Source organism: Streptomyces sp. NPDC060027 (genome assembly GCF_042737005.1).
Taxonomy (GTDB): domain Bacteria; phylum Actinomycetota; class Actinomycetes; order Streptomycetales; family Streptomycetaceae; genus Streptomyces.
Genome location: NZ_JBHWVI010000354.1, coordinates 1 through 5,896, shown reverse-complemented (window position 1 = coordinate 5,896; position 5,896 = coordinate 1). Strand labels below are relative to the sequence as shown.

The 5,896-nt window shown below is 73.2% G+C and carries 4 protein-coding genes and 1 pseudogene; 4 read left to right on the top strand and 1 reads right to left on the bottom strand.

Features of this window, described 5'->3' with window-relative positions:
- Positions 1-18: 18 nt before the first annotated feature.
- Positions 19-570 carry an SH3 domain-containing protein gene (locus ACFWBT_RS41315; protein ID WP_385709479.1) on the bottom strand — a complete coding sequence of 184 codons (552 nt, stop codon included), beginning with the start codon at positions 568-570 and terminating at the stop codon, positions 19-21.
- A 246-nt stretch (positions 571-816) separates the two neighbouring features.
- On the opposite strand from ACFWBT_RS41315, the gene ACFWBT_RS41310 reads away from it, so the two are divergent.
- From ACFWBT_RS41310 to ACFWBT_RS41295, 4 genes and pseudogenes are all read left to right on the top strand, one after another.
- On the top strand, positions 817-1,716 hold the full coding sequence (locus ACFWBT_RS41310; RefSeq protein WP_385709482.1) for a hypothetical protein: 900 nt from the start codon (positions 817-819) through the stop codon (positions 1,714-1,716).
- 141 nt (positions 1,717-1,857) lie between these two features.
- Positions 1,858-2,868 (top strand): endonuclease/exonuclease/phosphatase family protein, encoded by a 1,011-nt coding sequence (locus ACFWBT_RS41305; protein WP_385709475.1) that lies wholly within the window; start codon positions 1,858-1,860, stop codon positions 2,866-2,868.
- 39 nt (positions 2,869-2,907) lie between these two features.
- Positions 2,908-4,842 carry an FUSC family protein gene (locus tag ACFWBT_RS41300; RefSeq protein WP_385709472.1) on the top strand — a complete coding sequence of 645 codons (1,935 nt, stop codon included), beginning with the start codon at positions 2,908-2,910 and terminating at the stop codon, positions 4,840-4,842.
- A gap of 245 nt (positions 4,843-5,087) precedes the next feature.
- Positions 5,088-5,896 (top strand): annotated as a pseudogene (locus tag ACFWBT_RS41295) (Toxic cation resistance protein); the annotation flags it as partial.

The following is a 5,896-nucleotide window of genomic DNA, read 5'->3' as shown; positions in this document are numbered from 1 at the left end:
TCTCCCTCACTCACCTACTCACCTGCCACCTGGGACCCAGTCCCAGGAGTTCGAGGAGGAGCCGGACACGGTCCAGGTCCAGGAGCTGGAGACGCTGAAGCTCCAGGTGGAGCCGGTCGAACTCCAGCCGGGGTCGTTGCGCGGGTTCCGGCCGTCGTCCCAGTGCGCGTTGTGCCACACCCCGTCCTTCTCGCCGGGGCACGGGTCCGAGCAACTGGGCACCCACTGGCCGCCGGTGTCGACGAAGGCGGCGCTCGCCCAGGCGTGGGCGCCGACCAGCCAGTACCAGTTGGTGTCGCCGAAGACGCTCTGTCCGGTCACCGCGCACTGGACGCGGTCCTGACTGCCCGGTGAGAGCGCGCCCACGACGGGCGAGTTCGTGCTGGGCTGGAGTCGCAGGTTCAGTTCTCCACGGGAGACGACGGTGCCCCAGACGGGACCGCCGGAGCCGCCGCTGTCGGTGTGCGCCGACGGAGCCGCCGCCATGGAGGTGCCTGCGGCCGCGACGGTCAGTACACCGCCGCTGAGCAGGGCCGCGGCAAAAGTCCGCAGGGCGGGGGTGGTGCGCATATCGGCCTCCTTTTCCCCCAGATCCAGGAAACACCCGTTCGGGTGAGGGCTCCACCGGAGCGGGCGGAGCCCTTGGGGCGACTGGGATGCGCGGGGTGGGAGGTGGAGTGGGGAGGCCGTCGAAGAGGGCCGAACGGGGGTCGGAACACGGATTCGGGCGTGGCGGCTCCCCGTTCGGCTTGTCGTATGCGCCCATTTGCAGTCAACCCGCTCGCGGACGGCGGCCGGGAGGCCTTGCCTGAAGAGGTGTCCCCTCGTGTCCGGAGCGCTCTCTCGACCGTGCTGATCGGCCTCGCCTGCCTGCTCGCGCCGCTCGGCGCGCTGTCGACCTGGGCGATGTACGGGCTCGGCGATTCCGCGCGGTACGAGGCCACCATGGCGCCGCTCGCCGCCGACGCCGACGTACGGGACGCGATCGCGGCCGGCGTCACCGACGGCATCCTGCGCGAAGTCCACGTACGGCCAAGGCTCCAGGGGCCGGTGAACCATTTCGTGCGAGACGCGGTGCTCTCGTTCACCGAGACCGAGGCGTACCGCACGGCGTGGGAGGCCGCCAATCTGGCCGCGCACGAAGCCGTGATGCGGGCGCTGCGCGAGGACCGCGAGGGTGCCGTGACCGTCGACCTCGCACCCGTCACCGAGCGGGTCAAACGCCGACTCGCCGACGACCACATGCCGTTGGCCGGCCGCATCCCCGTCGAGCACACCGAGATCACCGTGCTCGGGGCCGAGGACATGGCCCGGCTCCGGAAGGGGTTCCACGTGCTCGAACTCGCCGGTTTCTGGCTGCCGGTGGCGTCGGTCGTCTTCGCGGCGGCCGGGATCGTCGTCGCCGTGTGCCGCCGCCGGGCGGTCCTCGCGACGGGCCTCGGCACCGCGCTGGGCGCCACGCTGCTCGGCGTCGCGATCACCGTGGGCCGCAGGCTCACCCTCGACGACCTGCCGCGCGACGTGTCCCGCACGGCCGCGGGCGCCGTGTACGACGCCCTGACCGAGACCCTCCGGGTCGTCTGCTGGCTGCTGCTGGCCATGGGTCTGACGGTGGCTCTGACCGCCGTGCTCGTCGGCGTCTGCGCGCGCTACCGGCAGGCGGCCAGGGCGGCGGCGCCGGCTCCCGCGGAGCAGTCGACACAGGTCGGCGTCTGACCCCGCGCCGAGCGGACGGACCGTCCGGCCCGCACCGGGGGCGCCCGCGGCCCGGCATCGCGTCGGGCAACCCTCCACCACCGCACCCCGTCTTCGGGGGAGGATTCGGACACCTCACCCGGACGAGCGGAAGGCGGGGAGTTGGACACTGCGGCGGCTGAGTGGACGGGCGCGGAGGATCCGCCGTACCGGGAGCGGCGGGGCGGCCGGACCTTCGGGGTCTGGGTGGCCGGTCTGCTGCTGGCCGGGGTGAGCGTCGTCGTCGGATGCCGGGCGGCCGACACCGACGGGATCACGCCCGTACCTCAACTGCTGGCTTTCCTGCCGTGGTTGCTCGTACCGACCGGCCTCGCCCTGCTGCTCGCCCTGCTCGCGCGCTGGCGGCCGGGTCTGGTGTGGGGGGTCGCCCTCCTGGGGTTCGTCGCCTGGTTCATCGAGCCCTACGGCAGTGCCGCCGAACCCGGCGGGAGTCCGCTCGCCGGGCTCCGGGTCATGACCTCCAACGTGGAGTTCGGGCGGGGGACCGGTTCGCTGATCGAGGCCGTCCGGCGGCGTAAGCCCGACATCCTGTTCGTCGAGGAGTGCGACTACGGGTGTTCGCGGGCACTGAAGGACGCCTTCGGAGGCGGCGAAGGCGTGTATCCGTACCGGGAGGCCGTCGAGGGGGCCGGGTCCGACGGATCCGTCGTCATGAGCCGGTTCCCGCTGAAGGGCGCCGACGGTGTACGCGGGACCATGGGCATGCCGGGAGCCGTCGCCGACGTACGGGGCCACGCCGTCCGGCTGCAGCTCGCCCATCCGATGCCCCCGCTCCCGGGCCGACTCGGCGTCTGGCGGCGCGAACTGGGCGAACTGCGCGACTACGCGGCGCGGTCCCGTGAACCCACCGTCCTCGCCGGGGACTTCAACGCCTCCCAGGACCACGCCGCCTTCCGCCGCATCCTCGACACCGGACTGCGCGACAGCGCCCGGCTCGCGGGCTCCCCGCGGACCCCGAGTTGGCCGGCCAGGACCACACCGACGTTCGGCGCGCAGATCGACCACGTCCTCGTCTCCGCCGACTTCTCCGCGGACCGGGCCGTCTTCCTGCGGATCAGCGGCAGCGACCACCGCGCCCTCGTCGTCGACCTCACCCTCCACCAGCGGGATTGAGCCGGGAGCCGTCCTCCGGATACCCCCATACTTGGGGACATGTCCCGCGAGTTCCCCATCGGCCTCACCCCTCCCGACTGGCTGGTCAGGAACCTCCAACCGCAGCGGGCACCCGTCAACCGGCCCGCCGCCGTACGCGCCGCCGTCGCCCTGTCGCTCCCCCTCGCCATCGGCCTCGCCTACGGCCGTCCCGCGTACGGCGCCCTCGCCTCCATGGGCGCGCTGTCCGGAGTCATCAGCGACACCGCGGACGCGTACCGCATGCGGATCTTCAACATCGCGCTCCCGCAGTTCTTCGGCGCGATCGGCGTCACCATCGGCGCCCTGACGTTCGGGCACGGCTGGGTCGCCGTCACCGCGGTGACCGGGGTCGCCCTGGTCTCCGGGATGATCTCCTCGATCGGCGCCGTCGCCTCCGTCACCGGACTGCTGCTGCTCCTCAACTGCGTGATCGGCGCCGGACTTCCGCTGCCCGGCGACTGGTGGCTCGCCCCGGTCCTGATGTCCGGCGGCGGGCTCCTCGTCCTCGCCCTGGCCCTGCTCGCCTGGCCGCTGCGCTCGGGGGTGCCGGAACGGTCCGCCGTCGCCGACACCTACCGCAAGGTCGCCGACCTGCTCGCCGCGAGCGGCACCGACGCCTACGAAGACCTCCGCGTCGCCGTCACCCAGTCCCTCAACCAGGCGTACGACGTCGTCCTCGCCCGGCGCGCCTTCCACCACGGCCGCAGCCCCGACCTCGTCCGGCTGCTCGCCCAGCTCAACGCCGTCACCCCGGTCGTGGAGGCCGCCCCCGCGGCCCACCAGCGGGCCGCGCCGCTGCCCGCCGAGATCCCCGCCGCCGTACGCCGCCTCGCCGAGGCCGTCGAGGCCGGCGACACCGGCCCGCTGGAACTGCGCCTGCCCACCCCGGTCGACGAGACCGCGCGCGCGGTCGACCACGCCCTGCGGCACGCCTCCGGCGTCGTCACGGACCGGTCCCCCGACGCGCGCGCCCTCGACGACCGCCTCGGCCGGCCCGCCACGCTCCGCGTCCGCGCCGCCCGCGCCACCCGCAACGTCCTGCTGTCCTCCGCATCCTGGCGCTACGGCACCCGCCTCGCCCTGTGCATCGGCCTCGCCCAGGTGCTGGTCTCGACCGTCGCGGTGCCGCGCTCCTACTGGGTCGCGCTCACCATCACGTTCGTCATGAAGCCCGACTACGGCTCCGTCTTCTCCCGGGCGCTGCTGCGCGCGATCGGCACGGTCGCCGGTCTGGTGGTCGCGGCGGCCGTGCTGACCGTGGTGCCGCGCGGCTGGTGGGACGTGCCCGTGATGATGCTGCTCGCCTCGCTCATCCCGGTCCTGACCCCCCGCGGCTACGGCTATCAGACCGCCGCCATCACCCCGGTGATCCTGCTGCTGTCCGACAACCTCAACCACCAGGGCACCGGGCTCATCGTGCCCCGCCTCGTCGACTCCCTCGTCGGCTGCGCGATCGCCCTGGTGGCCGGGTACCTCCTCTGGCCGGAGAGCTGGCACGCCCGGGTCGGCGACCGGCTCGCGGACGCGGTCGCCGACACCGCCGGCTATGTCGAGCTGGCCTTCGGGGACACCGCCGAACCCGCGGCCCGCGCCCGCAGCCGGCGCCGCCTGTATCGCGACCTCTCCTCCATCCGTACGGAGTTCCAGCGCGCCCTGACCGAACCGCCGCCCAACGGGCGCCGGGCCGCCGCCTGGATGCCGCTCGTCGTCGCCGTCGAACGGATCGTGGACGCGACGACCGCCGCGCGGGTCCACGTGAAACAGGGCGCGGCCGAGCCGTCGTCGGTCGAGATCTGCACCGTCGCGCTTCAGCTGCGGGAGCTGTCCGAGGGACTGCGCGAGACGGACGTGCTCGTCGCCGTCCGCACCGACCTCACCGGCCCCTCGGGCAGCGTGCTCGAACCGGTACGGCAGGAGGTCGCGGCGGCCAGGGCGATCGCCTCACCGCATTGACGCGCTTTACCTTCCCCTTGCGATCCGTTCACACAAGCGTGACACCGGGGAGGGCGCGCGACGGAACGCAGAAGTCCGACAAATCCCCGCGACGGGAAAGTGAACCCGTGGGCGCCGTAAGGGGGTTGACGTGTCCGTCGTCCGGTGTGCCGCCCCTGCCGAAGATCACCTTCTGTGGCCGCTAACCTTACGTGTCCGTCCTGGCCAGGGATTGACGGGATCAACTCACGCGAAGGGTTGCGCACATGGGCATTCTCACTCTCCTGCGGAATGCGTTCGGCCGCTCACGCAAGGGTCGTGACGCCGACGTGGAGACCTCGCGAGAGGCAACGTCGACTCCGACGGTCCCGGCTCCCGCCACGGAGCCGGCACCGTCCCCGGAGGCCGAGCCGGCCTCCGCCCGGGTGACGGAGGCCGAGCCGAAGATTCCGGCTCCCGCCTCCGAGCCCCAGCCCTCCGTCGTCGACGAGCTGGTTTCGGCCGCCTTCGACAACGTGACGGTGCCGAAGCAGACCTCGTCCCCCGCTTCGGAGGGGACCCCCACGGCAGAACAGCCGACGGAAAAGACCCCGGAACCACCCACAGAGGCAAACCCGGAACCGAAGCCGGAGCCGACGGCCGCGACCGAGGCGGAGCCGCTCGCCGAGGCCGAGCCCGAGGCCGAGCCGGTTGCTGAGGCTGAGGCCGTCGCCGTTGCCGAGGCTGAGCCCGCGGCCGAGGCGGAGCCGGTTGCCGAGCCGGTTGCCGAGCCCGTTGCCGAGCCCGTTGCCGAGGCCGAGGCAGAGCCCGTCGCCGAGACGGAGGCCGAGCCGGTCGTAGAGGCCGAGCCGGAGGCCGTGGTCGAGGCGGAGCCGGTCGTCGAGGCCGAGCCCGTCGCCGTGGTCGAGGCGGAGCCGGTCGTCGAGGCCGAGCCCGTCGCCGTGGTCGAGGCGGAGCCGGTCGTCGAGGCCGAGCCCGTCGCCGTGGTCGAGGCGGAGCCGGTCGTCGAGGCCGAGCCCGACGCCGAGGTCGAGGCGGAGCCGGTCGTCGAGGCCGAGCCCGTCGCCGTGGTCGA